This is a genomic window from Bartonella sp. MR168JLCBS, from assembly GCF_042194175.1.
This window is the reverse complement of the sequence record NZ_JBHIMP010000052.1, coordinates 1530-1769: the sequence shown is the minus strand read 5'-3', so window position 1 is coordinate 1769 and position 240 is coordinate 1530.

The window sequence follows — 240 nt, the reverse complement described above, 5'->3', positions numbered from 1 at the left end:
GTTTTTCTTAAGGAGGTTTCTCTCCTTTTGTCTCTTGTGGATGGAGCATCTTTTGGGAATCGAGCAGCTGGTCATCATTATTGCCGGCTTCCCATTTTTAATGCTTCAGTGCGCAAAGTCATGTTATTTTTATGCATAAAAAGTTTTAAAGTTTTCTGACCTTTGCAACAGGTGGCCTTGCAAGGCATGTGTTTTTTTGAGACCAGAGCGCGGTTGTAGAACACTTGTTGGGAACAAGGG